Genomic DNA, 19,037 nt, shown 5'->3' with positions numbered 1-19,037 from the left:
ACGGAAGGCGCCTACGAGCTACATGGACGTATTCACCGCGTGTCCCGCCTGCCCACCCCGGCCCGCCTCCCTCGACATAGCGAAACGCCGACAGACCGCTGTTGCCGTTGCTTTCGCCGTGGCTTCAAAGAGCCTGCCGCAGGCAGCGCCGCAGCCGCCGCCGCTGCAAGGAACCCTGAATACCCAAAGTGCGTAACCCTCAAATCTCCCCGCTCCCGGCCGATAACCGTTCTGTCACGGCCTGCCGCGCCCTGACCGGTACTGGCGCCGCCCGCCCGTCTCGACCTGGTCTGCTTCATGAACCTCCTGCATCGCTGGCAACACTACTTCAGCAACCTCTCCGTCCGGCGCAAGCTCAACCTGCTGACGCTGCTCATCGCGATCGGCGTGATCGCGCTGTCGGTGATCGCCGCCCGCATGCAGTACCTGGACCTCACCAAGACCCGCAAGGACGCCCTGAAGACCCAGGTCGAACTCACCTACGGCGTGCTCGACCACTACAAGCGCCTGGCCGAGAGCGGCGAGCTCAGCGAAGAAGCCGCCAAGGCCTCCGCCCTGCAGGCGCTGAACGTGATGCGCGCCAACCACGATGCCGATTACTACAACGTGCTGGATACCCAGTACCGCGTGCTGATGCACCCGTTCGCGCCGAAGCGCGTCGGCACCGTGCAGAAGGATTACACCTCCGATGACGGCGTGCCGATCTACTACCTGCAGGTCGGCATGGCACGCCTCGGCGGCGGCTTCACCTACTACAAGACCGGCAAGCCCGGCAGCGAAGGCCTGATCGACAAGGTCACCTATGCCGGCATGTACGCACCGTGGCAGTGGGTGGTCACCACCGGCGTCTACATGGACGACGTGCAGCACGAAGCCTGGGCCTTCACCGGCGTGATGACCGTGGCCGGCGGCGTGCTGGTGCTGATCGTGCTCGCCCTGAGCTGGATCATCGGCAACCGCATCGCCGGCCCGCTGAAGCAGGCCACCGCCGTTGCCGAAGGCATCGCGCGCGGCAAGCTCGACAGCCACATCGGCCCGCAGCCGCATGACGAAACCGGTCGCCTGCTGGAGGCCATGTCCGGCATGCAGCAGCAGCTGCACGCGGTCATCAGCGGCCAGCGCGAGATGGCCCGCCGCCACGACGATGGTGAACTGAGCTATCGCATGGACGCCAGCGCCTTCCCCGGCGAGTACGGCCTCATGGTGCAGGAGACCAACACCCTGGTCGGCAGCCACGTGCAGACCCTGCACGACGTTCTGGACGTGGTGAAGCAGTACGCCGTCGGCGACCTCAGCCGCGACGTCGCCCGCTACCCGGGCGAGAAGGCCGCCATGACCACCACCGTGGACACGGTCAAGGCCAACCTCGGCCGCATCAACGCAGAGATCAAGCAGCTGGCCGCTGCAGCCGCCGCCGGTGACTTCAGCCGCCGTGGCGATACGCAGCACTTCGATCACGATTTCCGCCTGATGCTGGAAAACCTCAACGCGATGATGGCGGTCAGCGATGACAACCTCGGCAAGCTCTCGCAACTGCTGTCGGCGATCGCCGAAGGCGACCTGACCACGCGCATGCAGGGTGACTATCAGGGCGTGTTCGCCCGCATGCGCGACGATGCCAACAGCACCGTCAGCCAGCTGACCCAGATCGTCGGCCAGATCCAGGCCAGCGCCTCCAGCATCACCCTCGCCGCCGGCGAAATCGCCTCGGGCAACAGCGATCTGTCGCGCCGTACCGAGCAGCAGGCTGCCAACCTGGAGGAAACCGCAGCGTCGATGGAGGAACTGACCTCCACCGTGCGCCAGAACGCCGAGCACGCCCGCCAGGCCAACCAACTCGCCATCGGCGCTCAGGGCGTGGCGTCGCAGGGCGGCAGTGTGGTCAACCAGGTGGTCACCACCATGTCGGCCATCGAAGCCTCCTCGAAGAAGATCGCTGAAATCATCAGCGTCATCGACGGCATTGCGTTCCAGACCAACATCCTGGCCCTGAATGCCGCGGTGGAAGCAGCGCGTGCCGGTGAACAGGGCCGCGGCTTCGCCGTGGTCGCCAGCGAAGTGCGCACGCTCGCCCAGCGCTCGGCCGCCGCAGCCAAGGAGATCAAGGGCCTGATCGACGACTCGGTCGGCAAGGTCGCCGAAGGCTCCAGCCTGGTGCACCAGGCCGGCAGCACCATGGGCGAGATCGTCGCCTCGGTGCAGCGCGTCACCGACATCATGGCCGAGATCTCCGCCGCGTCGCAGGAACAGTCCGCCGGCATCGAGCAGGTCAACCAGACCGTGGTGCAGATGGACGAAACCACCCAGCAGAACGCCGCACTGGTCGAAGAAGCCACCGCCGCCGCACGCGCGATGGAAGACCAGGCCGCGCAGCTGGCCGACGCCGTGGCGATCTTCCGCCTCGACAACCAGGTGGCCGCTGCCGTGAAGGCGGTCACCGCCCGCGTCGCGCCGGCACCCGCCGCGGTGGCGCGTCGCCCGCAGCCGTCCACCGCACCGACGCCGGCCCGACGTTCCAGTGCCAGCCCGTCCTCCAGCTCCAGCTTCGTCGCCCCCAGCGACGGCGACTGGCAGGAATTCTGATCCCGGCGGCGGCTTGTGCCGCCGCCCCCGCCGATGGACACGTCCCCCGTGAACAGTCCCACCCCCATCGTCACCGGCCCCCGCGAATTCGAGTTCGCCGACCGTGATTTCCGCCGTGTCTGCGACCTGATCTACCAGCGCGTGGGCATCGCCCTTGCGCCGGCAAAGCGCGACATGGTGTACGGCCGCCTGTCGCGCCGCCTGCGTACGTTGGGCATGCGCAGCTTCCAGCAGTACCTGGACCATCTGGAACAGGACGGCGGCGATGAGTGGCAGGCGTTCACCAACGCGCTGACCACCAACCTCACCTCGTTCTTCCGCGAGCCGCACCACTTCGACAAGCTGCGCGAGGAACTGCAGCAGCGCTCCAGTCGCAGCCCGCTGTTGCTGTGGTCGTGCGCCGCTTCCACCGGTGAGGAGCCCTACTCCATGGCCATCACCGCCTGCGAGGCGTTCGGTACGTTGAAGCCGCCGGTGCGCATCGTCGCCACGGACGTCGACACCCAGGTGCTGGCCACCGCCAGCCGCGGCGTCTACAACATCGACCGCGTCACCAATCTCGACCCGGACCTGCGTCGCCGGTACTTCCAGCGCGGCAGCGGTCCTAACGAGGGCCAGTGCCGGGTGCTGCCCGCCCTGCACGAACTGATCGACTTCCGTCCGCTGAACCTGCTAGCCCCACGCTACGACGTCGGCGGTCCGTTCGACGCACTGTTCTGCCGTAACGTGATGATCTACTTCGACAAGCCGACCCAGCGCGCCATCCTCGGCCGCCTGGTGCATCACCTCAACGATGACGGCCTGCTCTACACCGGCCATTCGGAGAACTACCTGCACGCCGCCGACCTGATCCAGCCCTGCGGCCGCACCCTGTACCGCCGCGCACAGGGGGCCGGCGCATGAGCGCCGTCCTGCGCACCGACGAGGTGATGCGTTATCAGGACGCGCGGTTCAAGACCGTCGCCGCCAAGCTGCTGCCGACCCAGTACCTGGTGGTCGATGACACCACCGCGCTGACCACCACGCTGGGCTCCTGCGTGGCCGCCTGCCTGCGCGATCCGGTGCTGAAAATCGGCGGCATGAACCACTTCCTCCTGCCCGAAGGCAACGCCGGCGACGGCGCGCCCGCGCGCTACGGCAGCTATGCGATGGAACTGCTGATCAACGACATGCTCAAGCGCGGCGCACACCGCAAGCGCATCGAAGCCAAGGTGTTCGGCGGCGCCAACGTACTGAAGGGCTTCACCAGCAATCCGGTCGGCACGCGCAATGCCGAATTCGTACGCCAGTACCTGCAGGCCGAGCACATCCCGATCATCGCCGAAGACCTGTGCGGCATCCATCCGCGCAAGATCTGGTTCTTCGCCGATACCGGCCGCGTGGTGGTGCAGCGCCTGCCGCATGCGCACGAAGCCGAGGTGGCCGCGACCGAATCGGCCGTGCGTGCGCGCCTGTCCAAGGCCCCGGTCACCGGTGGCGTGGAGCTGTTCGAATGAGCCTGCCCGGCAACGCCCCCTGCCGGGTCCTGATCGTCGACGACTCCGCCGTCGTACGGCAGATGCTGACCGAGATCCTGTCCAGCGATCCGGGCATCGACGTGGTCGGCACCGCCGCCGACCCGCTGCTCGCACGCGAGAAGATCAAGCGCCTGGCCCCGGACGTGATCACCCTGGACGTGGAAATGCCACGCATGGACGGTCTGGCCTTCCTGGAAAACCTGATGCGCCTGCATCCGCTGCCGGTGGTGATGATCTCCTCGCTGACCGAGCGCGGTGCCGACACCACGCTGCAGGCGCTGGCCCTGGGTGCGGTCGATTTCGTTTCGAAGCCCAAGCTCGATGTGTCGCGCGGCCTGCAGGCCTACGCCGATGAGATCATCGCCAAGGTCAAGATGGCCGCCCGCTCTCGCGTGCGCCCGCTGGTGCGCACCGCCGCACCCAAACTCATCTTGGATGCGGCGCCGTCCGTGCGCCCGGCCGCGCCGCAGTTCCGCACCACCGACCGCCTGATTGCGATCGGCTCGTCAGCCGGCGGCACCGAAGCGCTGCGCGTGGTGCTGGAAGGCCTGCCGGCCGACGCTCCGGCCGTGGTGATGACCCAGCACCTGCCGGCCAGCTTCAGCACCGCCTTCGCCGAACGCCTGGACCGCCACTCGGCGATGGCCGTTCGCGAGGCGAGCGACGGTGAAGCCGTACTGCCCGGCCATGCCTACCTGCCGCCCGGCGGCAAGCACCTGCGCATCATCCGCGACGGTGCGCGCTGGCGTTGCCGCGTGGATGACGGCCCTGCAGTGAACCGGCACAAGCCAGCAGTGGACGTGCTGTTCCGCTCGGTGGCGCAGGCCGCCGGTGGCAATGCCATCGGCGCCATCCTCACCGGCATGGGCGACGACGGCGCACGCGGCCTGCTGGAGATGCGCCAGGCCGGCGCCCCGACCTTGGTGCAGGACGAAGCCACCAGCGTGGTCTGGGGCATGCCCGGTTCAGCGTTCAAGCTGGGCGCGGCGGAGGAGCAGGTTCCGCTGGAGCGGATCGCCGGGCGGCTGCTGGCGCTGGCGCGCGGCTGAAATAGATCCACGCCATGCGTGGATGCCTTTGGAGAGCCGAGCCCATGCTCGGCTCAAGGCCCCCCGCAGAAAGCAGCCGAGCACAGGCTCGGCTCTACGGCCAGAGACAGACCGCGCCGGTTGCCCCACGTAGAGCCAAGCCCACGCTCGGCTCAATGCACCCCGTAGAAAGCAGCCGAGCGTGAGCTCGGCTCTACCCGCCCCAGTACAACCGCATCGGGTTGTCCACCAGCAGCTTCTGCTGCAGCTCCGGCGTCGGCGCGATGTGCGGAATCACATCCACCAGGCGCCCGTCATCGGGCATGTGGTCCTTCATGTTCGGGTGCGGCCAATCCGTGCCCCACAGCACACGATCGGGGAAACGCTCCACCAGGTGCCGCGCGAACGGCACGACGTCGGCATACCCCGGCGGCCCCACCCGCGACAGCCGCTCCGGGCAGCTGACCTTGCTCCACACGTTGCCGTGCTCGGCCATCAACTTCACGAAGCGTTGGAACTCCGGCCCGTCCACCGGCTGGCTCACGTCCGGCCGGCCCATGTGGTCGACCACCACCGTCGTCGGCAACGAGGTGAAGAACTTCCAGCGCTCGCCCAGGTCGGCGGCTTCGAAGTACACCACCACGTGCCAGCCCAGCGGCGCGATGCGGTCGATGATGGCGCGGTAATAGGCATCCGGCTTGGGATCGACCAGCCGGCGCACGAAGTTGAAGCGCACGCCGCGCACGCCCGCTGCATGCAGCTGCTGCAGCTCCTCGTCGCTGACCGTATCGCGCACGGTGGCCACGCCACGGGCCAGGCCGCCGCTGGCCTGCAGCGCATCGAGCAGGGCGCGGTTGTCGGCACCATGGCACGTCGCCTGCACGATCACGGTGCGACTGAACCCGAGAAAATCCCGCAGCGCGAACAGCTGCGCCTTGCCCGCGTCGCAGGGCGTGTACTTGCGCTCGGGTGCATACGGGAATACATCGCCCGGACCGAACACATGGCAGTGCGCGTCCACCGCACCTGGCGGCGGTACGAACGTCGGGCGGCTGGGGTTGGCGCAGTAGTCCAGCCAGTCGGCATCCTTCTGGAACGCGGCCATCACAGCCCCCTCGCCTTCAGCTGTGCGTCCAGCCGCGGGTAGACCCGCCGCGCGTTGCCTTCGAACACCTTATGGCGATCGCCCTCGGACAACGGCAGCGCATCCACGTAGCGCCGGGTGTCATCGAAGAAATGGCCGGTCTGCGGGTCGATGCCACGCACCGCGCCCACCATTTCCGAACCAAACAGGATGTTGTCGATGTCGATCACCTCGAACAGCAGGTCGATGCCGGGCTGGTGGTACACGCAGGTATCGAAGTAGACGTTCTTCATCACGTGCTCGGCCAGCGGCGGCTTGCCCAGCATGTCCGCCAGGCCCCGGAAGCGGCCCCAATGGTACGGCACCGCACCACCGCCATGCGGGATGATGAAGCGCAGCTCCGGGAAGTCACGGAACAGATCGCCCTGCAGGAACTGCATGAAAGCGGTGGTATCGGCGTTCAGGTAGTGCGCGCCGGTGGCGTGGAAATTGTCATTGCAGCTGCCCGACACGTGCACCATGGCCGGTACGTCCAGTTCCACCATCTTCTCGAAGAACGGGTACCAGGAACGATCGGTCAACGGCAGGCCATCCCAGTGGCCGCCGGAGGGATCGGGGTTGAGGTTGCAGCCGACGAAACCAAGCTCGTTCACGCAGCGCTCCAGCTCGGCCACGGAACGCGCAATCGGTACGCCTGGCGACTGCGGCAGCTGGCACACGCCGATGAACTGATCCGGGTACAGCTGCACCACCCGCGCGATCAGGTCGTTGCAGTGGCGCGTCCACTCGGTGCTCACCTGCTCGTCGCCGATGTGGTGGGCCATGGTGCTGGCGCGCGGCGAGAAGATGGTCATGTCCGCACCGCGCTCGCGCAGCAGGCGCAGCTGGTTGGCCTCCACGCTGTCGCGCAGCTCATCGTCGCTGATCGTGGGATAGACCGCCGCCGGCAGCGAGCGGTCGTTGAAGCGGGCCACCTGCGCCTTGCGGAACGCATCGTGGCCGGCGGGGGCCGTGGTGTAGTGGCCGTGGCAGTCGATGATCATGGGGGATCTCCTGGGGCGATGGATCACCAGCCGAACAGCTGGGCGAAATGCACATCCACGCGCAGACCGACAATCAGCGCATCGGGGATGTTGGTGGTGCGCGTTGGCGCGTAGATCGGGTCTGGATTGATGACGTACTGCAGGTTCGGCATCAGGCGGATGCCCTTCTTTACCGCCCAGCCGTAGCTGAGCTCGGTGATGATTTCGTCGGCATGCGGTGCACCGGTACCGCCGTAACGGTTGCGGCGATCACGCAGGAAGCCGATCTGTTCGTCGCTGAAATGCGTGTTGGAGACGAACATGGCCAGGGTGTCCTGGTCGCGGCCGGCGAAGGTGCCGGTCTTGACGAAGCCCGCCGACACGAAATGATCGACCGGCGCCTCGTTGCCGGTATTGACGTAGACCCGGCCAAACACGGCCAGGTTGCGCTTGCCCTCGCCGCGCCAGACGGTCTGGTCGCCCATCGCGTACACGCCCATGCGCGCACCGTCCTGTACGGCCGTCGGCTTGCCGGTCAGCGCCGCCGAATTGCCGTTGGCATCGAAGTACGAGCTCTTGCCACCATCACTGTTGCGGTACATGCCGATGCGGTAGGTACGCGGCAGGCGATCGTTCGCGAAGGACGTCTGGTAGCCCACTTCGTAGGCGCTGATGGTGCCGGTGCCCTCGCCCACCGAGAAATCCAGGCCGTTCTTGCCGGGCTTGTTCAGCTCGTTGTTGTAGTCGAACACGCCCGCCTGCGCATACCAGCGGTCATTCACGTCGTAGCGCACGAGGCCGGCCCAGGACGAATTCGGGTAGGCAGTGATGCCCAGGTCGGTGATCGCGCCATAGGGCGTCAGGCACATCGCGTTGCTCATGAACACGCAGTTGAGCGGCGAGTTGTTGAAGTAGCTGTTCACCGGCGCACGGCCGGCGAGGATGCTCAGGCCATTGTCGAAGCGGTGACGAAGGGTCAGCCGGGTCAGGCGGCCGCCGGCTACCGGTCGCCAGGTCTGCTGTGCGCTGATCGAATTGCCGATCTTCTCGCGCGCCAGGTTGCGCCCGGCGAACCAGGCCCACTGTGCATCCACCTCGGTGCCGTGCACGCCGAACAGTTTGTCCAGGTCGAACTTCGACTGGGCCATCACCCAGTACGAACCTTCGGTGCCCTGTTCAACACCGCCCACCGGGTTGTGGGCCACGTTGCCGACCAGGTCCAGGGTCAGGTCGATGCCCTCGGGGATGCTGCGTTCAGCGGCGAACGCAGGCGTTGCCAGTGCGCTGGCAAGCAGCAGGTACAGCGGGGTACGCAGGAACTGCGACATGTTCTCTCCCTTCCCGGCGCCGCCGGCGCCAAGGTGATGCATTCAGTGGAGGCCACCGCAGCGGCCGTCAGGACTCAGGCCATTGCCTCAGGCGGGCTGCACGCCGAGCAGGCGTTGCCGGGTTCGGCGGGTGCCGATCTGCGCGGCCATGGTCTTTTCATCCAGCTTGCCTTCCCACTTGGCGATCACCAGCACGGCGATGGCATTGCCGATCAGGTTCACGAAGGTCAGGCCTTCAGCCAGGATGCGGTGGATACCGAGGATCAAGGCGATGCTGGCCACCGGAATGGTGCCGGTGGTGCCAAGGGTCGCCGCCAGCACCACGAACGCCGCACCGGCCACGCCCGCAGCACCCTTGGAGGTCAGCAGCAGCACGGCGATCAGGCCCAGCTGGTGCCACACGGTCAGTTCGGTATTGGTGGCCTGGGCAAGGAAGATCGCCACCGTGGTCAGGTACAGGCAGGTGCCATCCAGGTTGAACGAGTAGCCGGCAGGAATCACGAAACCGACCACCCCCTCTTCGCAGCCCAGCTTCTTCATCTTCTCGATCAGGCGCGGCAGCACCGTTTCGGTGGAGGTGGTGGCCGCAACGATGATGATCTCGTCGCGCAGGTAACCCAGCAGGCGCCACAGACTGGCACCGGTCCACCAGCACACGCTGCCCAGCACCAGCACGGTGAACAGCCCGCAGACCACGAAGAACTCGATGATCAGCTCGCCGAGCGACAGCAGCGAGGCGGCACCGAACTGGCCTACGGTGAAGGCGATGGCACCAAACGCGCCGATCGGTGCCACGTACATGATGTAGCCGATGATCTTGAACAGCGCGCCAGAGGCGCTCTCGATCACGTCCATCACCGGCTTGCCGCGCTCGCCAACGGCAGCCAGGGCCACGCCGAACAGCACGGCCACGAACAGCACCTGCAGCACGTGCGCCTCGGTGAACGCGCTGACCAGGGTGTTGGGGATGATGGCCATGATGTAGGTCACGATCGACTGGTCATGGGCGGTGTGCACATAGCCCTGGATGCTGGCCATGTCGATGGTCGCCGCGTCGATGTTCATGCCGGCGCCGGGCTTCCACAGATCCACCGCCACCAGACCGACGATCAACGCGAGGATGGTGATCCCCTCAAAGTAGATCAGCGACTTCAGCGCCAGCCGGCCCACGCTGCGCATGTCGCGCATGCCGGCGATACCGTGCACCACGGTGACGAAGATGATCGGTCCGATCATCATCCGGATCAGCTTGATGAAGCCATCACCCAGCGGCTTCATCGCCGAACCCAGGTCCGGCTGCAGCCAGCCCAGCAATACGCCTATCACGGTGCCGGCCAGCACCTGGAACCACAACTGGCCAAAGATTCCAAAGCGGCCCGGCCGCTTCCCTACCACGGTCATAACAACCCTCCCAGGTCGCAGAGAATAGAAAGGCGCTGCCTGTTCAGTCGAACAGTTCGCCGTCGAACAGCTTCCGTGCGGTGCGCAGCATGGCCGCGCGGGCCACCTGGCCGTCCTCGTCCAGTTCAATCACGCAGGTGGTGGCCCCGCTGGGGTGCTCCACCGCCAGGGTCTGTACCTGCCCGCCCGGCAACCGGGCCAGTGCACGGGCCGGCGAGCCCGGCAGCAGGCAGGCCGTCGCCACCGTCACCGCGCCCAGCACGCCGATGGAGGCATGGCAGCGGTGCGGAATGAACGAGCGCACGCAGATCGCGCCGCCGTCGGCCGGTGCAGCCAACAGCATCATCTTGGGCACCGACTTTTCCGCCACGTTGCCGAGGTTCATCTTCGGCCCCGCCTGCAGGCGGATCGCCTCCAGGCGGGCCTTCAAAGCCTCGTCGGCGTCCAGCGTGGCGCGATCCTCGTACCCGCTGATGCCCAGGTCCGACGCGCGCAGCACCACGCAGGGCATGCCGTTGTCGATCAGGGTGGCCTGCACGCCGTCAATCACGTCTACCGTGTTGCCGGTCGGCAGCAGCGCGCCGCAGCTGGAACCGGCGGTGTCCTCGAAGGCCAGTGGCACCGGTGCGGCGGTACCCGGTACGCCGTCAATGCGCGCGTCACCGGCGTAGCTCACCACGCCACCCGGTGTCTGCACGCTGGCCGTGGCCAGGGTGTCGGTGTTGGCCATGAAAATGCGTACCTCGGTCACCCCGTCGCGCGCTGCCACCAGGCCGCGCTCGATGGCGAACGGCCCCACACCCGCCAGCATGTTGCCGCAGTTCTGCGCGTCACTGACCAGCGCCTGGTCGACGAACACCTGCAGGAACAGGTAATCGACGTCGGCATCCTTGCGCTGCGAGGGCGAAACCACGGCGACCTTGGAGGTCAGCGGATCGCCGCCACCCATGCCGTCGATCTGGCGCACATCCGGCGAACCATAGGCGCGCAGCAGGAAGGCATCACGCGCGGCGGCATCGGCCGGCAGGTCCCGGGCGAGGAAGAACCCGCCCTTGGACGTACCACCGCGCATCCACATCGCGCGCACGCCCTCACTCATAGCGCAGGCCCTTGGCAGCCAGGCGCTCGCGCATGGCGTAGATGTCCAGACCGAGTTCGCCACGCGCCAGTCGCTCGCGCTTGTCGGCCTCCCGTGCTTCGCGTGCCTGCGCTTCGGCGGCCACCCTGGCCGCATCGGCGCGCGGCACGATGCACACGCCGTCATCGTCGGCGATCACCACGTCACCCGGATTCACAAGGGCGCCGCCACAGACCAGCGGCACGTTCACCGAACCCAGGGTTTCCTTCACCGTGCCCTGCGCGTGCACCTCCCGGCTCCACACCGGGAAGCCCATCGCGGTCAGCTCGCGCACATCGCGCACGCCGGCATCGATGACCAGGCCGCGGCAGCCACGAGCCTGCGCCGAGGTCGCCAGCAGGTCGCCGAAGTAGCCATCGGTGCAGTCGCTGGTCGGCGCCACCACCAGGATGTCGCCCTCGCCGAGCTGCTCGATGGCCACGTGCATCATCCAGTTGTCGCCCGGCGGCACCGAAACGGTGACCGCACTGCCGGCGATGCGCGCGCCGCTGTAGATCGGGCGCAGCCGCGGGTGCAGCAGGCCGCTGCGACCCTGTGCCTCATGCACGGTGGCCACGCCGGCCTCGGCCAGTGACTGGATCAGCGCCGTTTCGGCGCGCTCGATGCGGGTGATGACGCGGGACATCCATCCATCCTTCGTTGGCGATGGCGCAGTCTGTTCCGCGTCATGCAGACCCCTCAAGATCGTTTTTCGTCCAACCCATTCAATCTGGTTATAGTTGTGCCATGAATGGACTGCCCGAGCTGAACCTGAAACACCTGCACGCGATGGTGGCGGTACACGTGCACGGTGGCATCAGCGCGGCCGCGCCGCACCTCAATCTGTCCCAGCCCGCACTCACCCAGGCCATCGCGCGGCTGGAACGTCAGCTGGATGCACCGCTGTTCGACCGCCAGCCCGGCGGCATGGTCGCCACGGAGGCGATGCGCCTGCTGGCACCGCGCATCGAACGCACCCTCGCCTACCTCGCCCGTGGCGTACGCGCGGCCCGGCGTGCGGCGCGCCTGCCTGCACTGGCAACCATCGAACGGCGGCTGACACTCAGCCAGCTGCGCGCCCTCAACGCGGTGGACAGCGCGGGCAGCTTCACGCTTGCGGCAGCGCGCGCCGGGGTTTCGCAGCCGGCCATGCACCGCGCGGTGCGCGAACTGGAAGCGGTGATCGAGGTGCCCCTGCTGCAACGGCGTGGCAAGGCCCTGCTGGCCACGCCCGCCGCCACCCGCCTGCTGCGCTGGGTCCGCCTGGCGCTTTCCGAGCTGGCCACCGGTCTGGACGAACTGGCCGCCACCCGTGACCAGCACGGCGGCCGCCTGGCCATCGGAGTGATGCCGCTGGCGCGCGCCTTGCTGCTGCCACAGGCACTGGCCCGGTTCGCACGCGCCTGGCCGGGCGCCACGGTGAACGTGGTGGAGGGCCCGTTCTCGGAGCTGCTGTCCGACCTGCGCGAAGGCAGCCTGGACCTGCTGGTCGGCGCCATGCGCGACCTCAGCGCGGTGCCCGACGTGGTGCAGGAAGGCCTGTTCGACGATGATCCGGTCATCGTCGGCCGCGCCGATCATCCTCTCGCCGCGCAGCTGCCGTGGCGTTTCGAGCAACTGCTGGACTATCCGTGGGTGATCCCGGCCACCGGCGCGCCGGTGCGTGCACGCTGGGAGCGGATGTTCCGCGACAACGGCCACGAGCCACCTGTGCTGCGCATCGAATGCGGCTCGCTGGTGATCACCCGCGGCCTGCTGCTGGAGGATGACTGGCTGACCTTGATGTCACGCGACCAGTTCCTGATCGAACGCCAGGCCGGCCTGCTGGCCGAACTGGGCCTGGCCGGCCGCGCCCTGCGCCGCCGCATCGGCCTGACCACCCGCGCCGACTGGCACCCGACGCGTCCGCAGCAGGCGTTCCTGCAGACCTTCCGCGACGTCTGCGCCGAACGCTGCAGAGACGGCCCGGATGCCTGGCCGTTCCGCTATCGCTGACCCCGCGCAGGGCGCCATCTGACGGACGCCAGTGTAGAGCCGAGCCCACGCTCGGCTGCCCGATCGGGCCAACAAGCCGCCGAGCATCGGCTCGGCTCTACAGTGTGCTTTGATGACAACTCTGCACAAGGAAGACCGCGCATGATCAGAAGGAACTGGAACGCCGCGCTCGCGTCCATGCTGTTGTCACTGCCCCTGGTGCCTGCAAGCGCCAGCGGCGATCTGTTCTACTTCGAGGCCGGCCAGGGCGACGTGGTCTTCACGCTGATGCTGGTCGGCCGTGAGGATCCCGGCGCGGTCAACGTCAGCTGGAAAGGTCTGTCGATTCCGCAGCCTGCCAACGTGCAACGCCGGTATTACATCGAATTCGATCGCGCCCGCCGTCAGGCCTACGTGCGACCGCTCCGCCACGACGGATTGCCCTGGTTTGAAATGGACGTCTCCGGCAAGCACGGCAACGTGCTGATCGACGGCCGTCGTCTGCAAGGCAGCGCAGACTGGACCGTGCAGTAGCGGATGCCGCCCACAAAAAACCCCCGGCTTTCACCGGGGGTTCTTCGTTTACATCATCAACCGATCAGCAGGATCAGGCAGCGACGGTCTTGGCCACGTCCTGGTATTCCTCGATCTGGTCGAAGTTCATGTAGCGGCAGATCTCCGCACCGCTCTTGGCGATCACGCGCGAATCGGCCAAAAAAGCCTATGCCTCGTAAAATTGCTCTATCAGACCAATAATTCTATCAACTCTACCGCGCTCAATCTCCGGCGATTCAAAAGTATTGGTCGCGTAAACCCAACTATTGTGAGCAACCGTTCCACGCAACGATCCGTATTTATTAAGATCTTCTACCAACACATCATCAAGCTCGTCGGGAAAGTAACCCATTATGGCTGAAAGAGTTTGAACTGATTTCTCCTTTATCCCGTTATTGGCCTTGATGAATTGACGGGCGAACCCGTGCGCTTCACTTGTTAGCGATGCGAAGGATGCCTTATCAACGCCTGAAGGTGGCGCATCCCACCGCTGCCAATCAATCTCTCTCCTCTCCATCCAGGCACGAAGAGCAATAAGCGACGCATTCCTCATCGTCAGTGCCGATTGACCTTCGCACGCCTTAATGACATCGAGAGCACGATTTTCAAAATAGCACTCCAACTCTGAGTGAATCAGAAGCCTGCAAGCGGCCATATTATCGAAATCAGGATCAGGAGGCACACCCCCATCCGCCAAAGCTGCATCCATCGCCGCTATTTGAGGGTCAATATATTTTCCGAGAAGGAGGTTACACCTGTCTTTAAGGTGTGCGAAATGTTTCGTGGTCATGCTCAGACCATTCTGAAGGTTGACTTATCCAGAGTCATTCCAATTACTGGACCGAGCGCCTCCCCCCAAAGCGAAAGTCGCTGCAGAGTCGCGTCCCTCGTCTTTGTGGTGCGTTCAATCGAATTTCTAAAAACTTCATTGTTGGCACAGAGATCAACAAATGCGTTCTTCACATTGTCGGGCAGCGCCTCGGCTGCGGCCGCGACTTCTGGCTGTGAAAAGTAACGAGTCATCACGTCAAACACCGCACGATTGGTCCGGCGTTCAAACTTCGCCCCGTTCCATTTCTTAAAGCTGTCTTCACCAAAAATTTCACGAGTCGTCTTGATAGCCCTAGCCATTCCATCAAGCGAACTCCTTATCGCCGCTTCAGAGCGCGGCCAAGCCCGATCGGTAGAAATAACAAGGTTATCCAAGAACCTCTTCAAGTTTCCATCATAACCATCGAGATTGGTATCGACACCAACGTATCGGAGAGCCATCTCTACATCACGCATTCGTGGATCCGGATTATCTCCGAACACAGACTTAAACTCCGCACTCCCTAACAGGAAATCATCGATGAAATTAAGGAGATGCCCACCATGGAGCGCACGCCTAAGCTCCTGCGGCGAGAGCGGAAGGCTTCCGCTATTGAGCCTAAAGAAGACCGTGTAAAGATAATCCTCATCGGGCCAACTCCTAATAATCACCGTTCGTATCGGATAATTCTCAAGAGACGCGACATCCTGGTCACCAGCAAGCTCAATATCAGCGAAGCGCTTGGAATTAAGGTCATCTCGGATGGTCAGACCCTTAAGCTCGAAATTTCCATCAAAGAAGCTCTTGATAGTATGCAACCTCTGCTTACCATCAATTACAATGTACTTTCCGCGCTGACCTTTCTTTTCCGCCAGAACAACATTGGGGATAGGTAAATTACAAAGTATTGACTCGATGAACCTGCTTTGACGATCAATTTTCCAGGCTTCGCGCCTCTGGAACTGAGGATCCAAATCAACATTCCCCTTGTCAATCTGACGAAAGAGCGTCTCAACGGTCCAGTCGGTGTTGAATATTACAGCGTCGTTAGTCGCCTGGGCATCCAGAGAAACATCTTCTTCCGACTCGTCCTGGTCGAGCGGAACAATCATTTCATCCAGCATCTCATTCCCATTTGCACCTGCCACTCGATCCCCCTAGGCTTGTTTGTGATAATTCTTCTACCGAACTCGGCTTTCACAGCAGCTTAGCTCTCAGCGCAACCGAGCATACCATCCGAAAAGTTTCTTTTTCCACTAGAACAAAACCCCCGGCTTTCACCGGGGGTTTTTTATTTCAATGAAGTGCCGGCCAAAGACTGGCACAACCCTCAGGCAGCGACCGTCTTGGCCACGTCCTGGTATTCCTCGATCTGGTCGAAGTTCATGTAGCGGTAGATCTCCGCGCCGCTCTGGGCGATCACGCCCACATCGGCCATGTACTCGTCCTTGGTCGGGATGCGGCCCAGACGCGAGCAGATCGCGGCCAGTTCGGCCGAACCCAGGTACACGTTGGTGTTGCGGCCCAGACGGTTCGGGAAGTTGCGGGTCGAGGTCGACATCGCGGTTGAGCCTTCGCGGATCTGCGCCTGGTTGCCCATGCACAGCGAGCAGCCCGGCATTTCCATGCGTGCGCCGGTGGCGCCGAAGGTGCCGTACACGCCTTCCTTGGTCAGCTCCGAGGCATCCATCTTGGTCGGCGGGGCCACCCACAGGCGGGTCGGCAGGTCGCGCTTGCCTTCCAGCAGCTTCGCAGCGGCACGGAAGTGACCGATGTTGGTCATGCACGAACCGATGAACACTTCGTCGATCTTGGCGCCAGCGACTTCAGACAGCGTCTTCACGTCGTCCGGGTCGTTCGGGCAGGCCACGATCGGCTCGTGGATATCGGCCAGGTCGATCTCGATGACGGCGGCATATTCGGCGTCGGCATCCGGCTCCAGCAGCTCCGGGTTGGCCAGCCAGGCTTCCATCTTCTCGATACGGCGCTGCAGCGAACGCGGATCCTGGTAACCCTCGGCAATCATCCACTTCAGCAGGGTGATGTTGCTGGTCAGGTACTCGATGATCGGTTCCTTGTTCAGGCGCACCGAGCAACCGGCCGCCGAACGCTCGGCCGAGGCGTCGGACAGTTCGAACGCCTGTTCGACCTTCAGCTCCGGCAGGCCTTCGATTTCCAGGATGCGGCCGGAGAAGATGTTCTTCTTGCCGGCCTTGGCCACGGTCAGCAGGCCCGACTTGATGGCGTACAGCGGGATCGCGTTGACCAGGTCACGCAGGGTCACGCCCGGCTGCATCTGGCCCTTGAAGCGCACCAGCACCGATTCCGGCATGTCCAGCGGCATGACGCCGGTGGCCGCGGCGAAGGCGACCAGGCCCGAACCGGCCGGGAACGAAATGCCCACCGGGAAGCGGGTGTGCGAGTCACCACCGGTACCGACGGTGTCCGGCAGCAGCATGCGGTTGAGCCAGCTGTGGATCACGCCGTCGCCCGGGCGCAGCGAGACGCCGCCACGGGTGGAGATGAACTCCGGCAGGGTGTGGTGGGTCTTCACGTCCACCGGCTTCGGGTACGCAGCGGTGTGGCAGAACGACTGCATCACCAGGTCGGCCGAGAAGCCCAGGCAGGCCAGGTCCTTCAGCTCGTCACGGGTCATCGGGCCGGTGGTGTCCTGCGAGCCGACCGAGGTCATCTTCGGTTCGCAGTAGGTGCCCGGGCGCATGCCCTGGCCTTCCGCCAGGCCACAGGCGCGGCCGACCATCTTCTGCGCCAGCGAGAAGCCCTTGCCGTTGTCGGCCGGCTGCACCGGCAGGCGGAACATATCGGTCGGGGCCAGGCCCAGCGCTTCACGCGCCTTGCCGGTCAAGCCGCGGCCGATGATCAGCGGAATGCGGCCACCGGCACGCACTTCGTCGAACAGCACGTCGGACTTGACCTGGAACTCGGCGATCACTTCGCCGTTCTTCAGCGCCTTGCCTTCGTACGGACGGAGCTCGACCACATCGCCGTGCTCCATCTTCGACACATCCAGCTCGATCGGCAGGGCGCCGGCATCTTCCATGGTGTTGTAGAAGATCGGGGCGATCTTCGAACCCAGGCAGACGCCACCGGCGCGCTTGTTCGGGATGTAAGGGATGTCATCGCCGGTCCACCACAGCACGCTGTTGGTGGCCGACTTGCGCGAAGAACCGGTGCCGACCACGTCGCCGACGTAGGCGACCAGGTGACCCTTGTCCTTCAGGTCGAGGATCTGCTGGATCGGGCCGCGCTTGCCGTCTTCTTCCGGAGTGAACGGTGCATCGTCGCGCTTGTTCTTCAGCATCGCCAGGGCGTGCATGGGAATGTCAGGGCGGGTGGTCGCGTCCGGCGCCGGCGACAGGTCGTCGGTGTTGGTTTCGCCCGGCACCTTGAACACGGTGACGGTCAGGCTCTGCGGCACTTCCGGGTTGCTGGTGAACCATTCGGCATCGGCCCAGCTCTGCAGCACGGACTGGGCGTTGGCGTTGCCCGCCTTGGCCTTTTCCTGCACGTCATGGAAGGCATCGAAGACCAGCAGGGTCTTCTTCAGGCCGTCAGCGGCGATGGTGCCGACGCTGGTGTCGTCCAGCAGCTGTACCAGCGGCGCAACGTTGTAACCACCCAGCATGGTGCCCAGCAGTTCGGTGGCGCGCTCGCGGGTGATCAGCGGGTTCTGCTCGCTGCCCAGGGCGATGGCCGCCAGGTACGAGGCTTTGACTTTGGCAGCATCGTCGACGCCGGCCGGCACGCGGTGGGTCAGCAGGTCGAGCAGGAACTCGGCCTCGCCCTGCGGCGGATTCTTCAGCAGTTCGATGACATCGGCCGTCTGCTGCGCGCTCAGCGGCAGCGGCGGGATGCCAAGCGCAGCGCGCTCGGCGACGTGGTGGCGGTAGGCTTCCAACATGACAACTCCCGGGTAATGCGTAGGTTGAAAAAAAGTGGGCTCAGGCGTGCGGCACGATCAGCTTCAGGCCCTTGAAGTAGTCGCGGTAAAACGTATCGTTCCAGGTGATCAGGCCATCGCACTGCAGCAGTGCATGGGCGCCGACCATGAATTCGTCCAGGCTGCGGCGGCTGCCGCCGCGCTGGCGATGACGGCGGTGCATCTCGCCGGCGCGCAGGGCCGACTTGGCCTCCAGCGCATTGAAGTGCACGCCCATTTCTTCCAGTGCTTCCAGCACTTCGGCGCCGCCGCGCAGCGAGGCGCAGACTTCGGCCAGGGTCGCGCCGCAGACCACCACGCGGCCGCCAACCAGGCTCTGCCGCAGGATGGCTTCCACTGCATCGGCCTGCGGGCCGTTGCTGAGCAGCTCGACCAGGACCGGGGAATCGACGGCGATCATCACGGCTTATTCCTCGTCGCGCACCGAGCGCACGGCCGCATTGGCCGAATCGAAGCCATCAAGCGCGAACTTGCCGCGCGCCCGTGAAATGGCATCGTCAACACTCTTGCGCAGAATGATCCGGCTGCCGTCCAGCTCGACCTTCAGCTGGGTGCCCTTGGTCAGGCCCAGCGCGTCACGCACTGCCTTGGGCAGGGTGATCTGTCCGCGCTCTGCAACGGTGGCTTCCATGGGTAGGCCCTCTTCGGTATGCACG

Annotated in this window: 17 protein-coding genes; 6 read left to right on the top strand and 11 right to left on the bottom strand. The window is 65.0% G+C overall.

Going from position 1 to position 19,037, the window contains the following annotated elements; all coding sequences use genetic code 11:
* The first annotated feature begins 297 nt into the window (after nucleotides 1–297).
* Genes DCO49_RS08370 through DCO49_RS08355 form a run of 4 tightly spaced genes read left to right on the top strand, consistent with a single transcriptional unit; the run spans nucleotide 298 to nucleotide 5,149 of the window.
* A complete protein-coding gene (locus tag DCO49_RS08370; RefSeq protein ID WP_116863646.1) occupies nucleotides 298–2,583 on the top strand; it encodes a methyl-accepting chemotaxis protein in 2,286 nt (761 codons plus the stop codon).
* Nucleotides 2,584–2,616: 33 nt separating this feature from the next.
* Nucleotides 2,617–3,486 carry a CheR family methyltransferase gene (locus DCO49_RS08365; protein ID WP_116863648.1) on the top strand — a complete coding sequence of 290 codons (870 nt, stop codon included), beginning with the start codon at nucleotides 2,617–2,619 and terminating at the stop codon, nucleotides 3,484–3,486.
* Entirely contained in the window at nucleotides 3,483–4,079 is a 597-nt protein-coding gene (gene cheD, locus DCO49_RS08360) for a chemoreceptor glutamine deamidase CheD (protein ID WP_116863645.1), read from the top strand. The genes DCO49_RS08365 and cheD overlap by 4 nt, the downstream gene beginning before the upstream one ends.
* Nucleotides 4,076–5,149, top strand: a complete 1,074-nt coding sequence (locus DCO49_RS08355) for a chemotaxis response regulator protein-glutamate methylesterase (protein ID WP_116863644.1) — start codon at nucleotides 4,076–4,078, stop codon at nucleotides 5,147–5,149. Before cheD ends, DCO49_RS08355 begins: the two co-directional genes overlap by 4 nt.
* 193 nt (nucleotides 5,150–5,342) lie before the next feature.
* Here DCO49_RS08355 and DCO49_RS08350 read toward each other — a convergent pair whose 3' ends face one another.
* The 6 genes from DCO49_RS08350 to DCO49_RS08325 all read right to left on the bottom strand — a co-directional run bounded on the left by DCO49_RS08350 (nucleotide 5,343) and on the right by DCO49_RS08325 (nucleotide 11,726).
* Complete coding sequence (locus DCO49_RS08350; RefSeq protein WP_116863643.1) at nucleotides 5,343–6,233, bottom strand: amidohydrolase family protein; 891 nt, start codon at nucleotides 6,231–6,233, stop codon at nucleotides 5,343–5,345.
* Nucleotides 6,233–7,255: an amidohydrolase family protein gene (locus DCO49_RS08345; protein ID WP_116863642.1), complete on the bottom strand. Its 1,023-nt coding sequence runs from the start codon at nucleotides 7,253–7,255 to the stop codon at nucleotides 6,233–6,235. Before DCO49_RS08345 ends, DCO49_RS08350 begins: the two co-directional genes overlap by 1 nt.
* Nucleotides 7,256–7,278: 23 nt before the next feature.
* Entirely contained in the window at nucleotides 7,279–8,562 is a 1,284-nt protein-coding gene (locus DCO49_RS08340; protein WP_165835705.1) for a carbohydrate porin, read from the bottom strand.
* Nucleotides 8,563–8,649: 87 nt separating this feature from the next.
* Nucleotides 8,650–9,963, bottom strand: a complete 1,314-nt coding sequence (gene dctA, locus DCO49_RS08335) for a C4-dicarboxylate transporter DctA (RefSeq protein WP_116863640.1) — start codon at nucleotides 9,961–9,963, stop codon at nucleotides 8,650–8,652.
* A gap of 43 nt (nucleotides 9,964–10,006) precedes the next feature.
* The gene (locus DCO49_RS08330) at nucleotides 10,007–11,062 is read right to left on the bottom strand and encodes a 4-oxalomesaconate tautomerase (protein ID WP_116863639.1); all 1,056 of its coding nucleotides are present in this window, start codon (nucleotides 11,060–11,062) and stop codon (nucleotides 10,007–10,009) included.
* Nucleotides 11,055–11,726 carry a 4-carboxy-4-hydroxy-2-oxoadipate aldolase/oxaloacetate decarboxylase gene (locus tag DCO49_RS08325; protein WP_116863638.1) on the bottom strand — a complete coding sequence of 224 codons (672 nt, stop codon included), beginning with the start codon at nucleotides 11,724–11,726 and terminating at the stop codon, nucleotides 11,055–11,057. The genes DCO49_RS08330 and DCO49_RS08325 overlap by 8 nt, the downstream gene beginning before the upstream one ends.
* Nucleotides 11,727–11,827: 101 nt before the next feature.
* Between DCO49_RS08325 and DCO49_RS08320 the strand changes: the two genes are divergently transcribed.
* A complete protein-coding gene (locus tag DCO49_RS08320) occupies nucleotides 11,828–13,075 on the top strand; it encodes a LysR family transcriptional regulator (protein WP_116863637.1) in 1,248 nt (415 codons plus the stop codon).
* Nucleotides 13,076–13,216: 141 nt separating this feature from the next.
* Nucleotides 13,217–13,588 (top strand): hypothetical protein, encoded by a 372-nt coding sequence (locus tag DCO49_RS08315; RefSeq protein WP_133249414.1) that lies wholly within the window; start codon nucleotides 13,217–13,219, stop codon nucleotides 13,586–13,588.
* A gap of 187 nt (nucleotides 13,589–13,775) precedes the next feature.
* On the opposite strand, the gene DCO49_RS20165 is transcribed toward DCO49_RS08315, so the two are convergent.
* The 5 genes from DCO49_RS20165 to DCO49_RS08295 form a co-directional block, all read right to left on the bottom strand.
* On the bottom strand, nucleotides 13,776–14,399 hold the full coding sequence (locus DCO49_RS20165) for a hypothetical protein (RefSeq protein ID WP_133249413.1): 624 nt from the start codon (nucleotides 14,397–14,399) through the stop codon (nucleotides 13,776–13,778).
* A 2-nt stretch (nucleotides 14,400–14,401) separates the two neighbouring features.
* Nucleotides 14,402–15,544, bottom strand: coding sequence for a DUF262 domain-containing protein (locus DCO49_RS08310; RefSeq protein ID WP_116863635.1), 1,143 nt, complete (start codon nucleotides 15,542–15,544; stop codon nucleotides 14,402–14,404).
* A 206-nt stretch (nucleotides 15,545–15,750) separates the two neighbouring features.
* Entirely contained in the window at nucleotides 15,751–18,342 is a 2,592-nt protein-coding gene (gene acnB, locus DCO49_RS08305; protein ID WP_116863634.1) for a bifunctional aconitate hydratase 2/2-methylisocitrate dehydratase, read from the bottom strand.
* Between the two features lie 40 nt (nucleotides 18,343–18,382).
* Nucleotides 18,383–18,781 carry a type II toxin-antitoxin system VapC family toxin gene (locus tag DCO49_RS08300; protein WP_116863633.1) on the bottom strand — a complete coding sequence of 133 codons (399 nt, stop codon included), beginning with the start codon at nucleotides 18,779–18,781 and terminating at the stop codon, nucleotides 18,383–18,385.
* A 6-nt stretch (nucleotides 18,782–18,787) separates the two neighbouring features.
* The gene (locus DCO49_RS08295; protein WP_116863632.1) at nucleotides 18,788–19,012 is read right to left on the bottom strand and encodes an AbrB/MazE/SpoVT family DNA-binding domain-containing protein; all 225 of its coding nucleotides are present in this window, start codon (nucleotides 19,010–19,012) and stop codon (nucleotides 18,788–18,790) included.
* Nucleotides 19,013–19,037: the final 25 nt, after the last annotated feature.

Origin of the sequence: Stenotrophomonas sp. SPM (assembly GCF_003105135.1) — a bacterium.
In the GTDB taxonomy this organism is placed as follows: domain Bacteria; phylum Pseudomonadota; class Gammaproteobacteria; order Xanthomonadales; family Xanthomonadaceae; genus Stenotrophomonas.
The sequence above is the reverse complement of the archived record's forward strand: the minus strand, read 5'-3'. Positions and strand labels throughout refer to the sequence as shown.